Source organism: Agrobacterium sp. NPDC090273, from assembly GCF_044772305.1.
Taxonomy (GTDB): Bacteria; Pseudomonadota; Alphaproteobacteria; order Rhizobiales; family Rhizobiaceae; genus Agrobacterium.
In genome coordinates, this window is record NZ_JBIVYN010000022.1 from 1 (window position 1) to 1,079 (window position 1,079).

General features: G+C 61.0%; 1 protein-coding gene. It reads left to right on the top strand.

Annotation, left to right across the window (positions count from 1 at the left end; translation table 11 throughout):
* On the top strand, window positions 1–1,079 hold a 1,079-nt coding region (gene glpD, locus ACIQT8_RS25240; RefSeq protein WP_400971296.1), incomplete at both ends, for a glycerol-3-phosphate dehydrogenase.

The following is a 1,079-nucleotide window of genomic DNA, read 5'->3' on the forward strand; positions in this document are numbered from 1 at the left end:
GCGACGAAGACACTCGACCTGCGCCGTGATGTGGCCGGCAAGCCGCTGAAGCCGGTGTTTGCCACGGCATTCGAATATTCCGACGGCTGGGTCGATGATGCGCGTTTCGTGGTGCTGAATGCCCGCGATGCGCAACAGCGCGGTGCGACGATCCTGAACCGCACCCGCGTGGTGTCGGCACGGCGCGAGGGTGGCCTTTGGCGGATCGAGACCTTTGACGAAAAGAGCGGGCAGACGGGTGTCTATACGGCCCGCATGCTGGTCAATGCCTCCGGTCCCTGGGTCGATACGGTGCTGTCAGGCGTGTTCGGCCGTAACAATGTCCACAATGTCCGGCTGGTGCAGGGCAGCCATATCATCGTGAAGAAGAAGTTTGCCGATCCGCGTGCCTACTTCTTCCAGAACCCGGATGGGCGTATCATCTTCGCCATCCCCTATGAGCGGGATTTTACGCTGATCGGCACGACCGACCGCGACTATACCGGCGATCCGGCCAACGTGCGTATCAGCGCCGAAGAGACGAGCTATCTGTGCAATGCGGCAAGCGAGTATTTCTCCGAGCCGGTCAAGGCGGAGGATATCGTCTGGACCTATTCGGGGGTTCGCCCGCTGTTCGATGATGGTGCATCGAAGGCGCAGGAAGCAACGCGTGATTACGTCCTGAAGGTGGAAGGCGCCGATGGCGAGGCACCGCTTCTCAACGTGTTCGGCGGCAAGCTGACAACCTATCGTCGCCTGGCCGAACATGCGCTGGAAAAGATCGGTTCAGCCATTGGAGCAAAGGGCAACGCGTGGACAGCGGCTTCCCATCTGCCAGGTGGTGACTTCGGGGTGAATGGTTATGAGGAACAGGTGAAGGCACTTGTGGGGCGCTACCCGTTCCTTGAGCGTGTGCATGGTGAGCGCCTGGTGCGCAACTACGGTACGGATGCTGGTGAACTGCTTGGCGCTGCATCGGGCGCTGCCGATCTCGGTCGCCACTTCGGTGGAACGCTCTACGAGATCGAGGTGCGCTGGCTGGTCGAACGCGAATGGGCCGTCACCGCCGATGACATCCTCTGGAGACGCACAAAACAGGG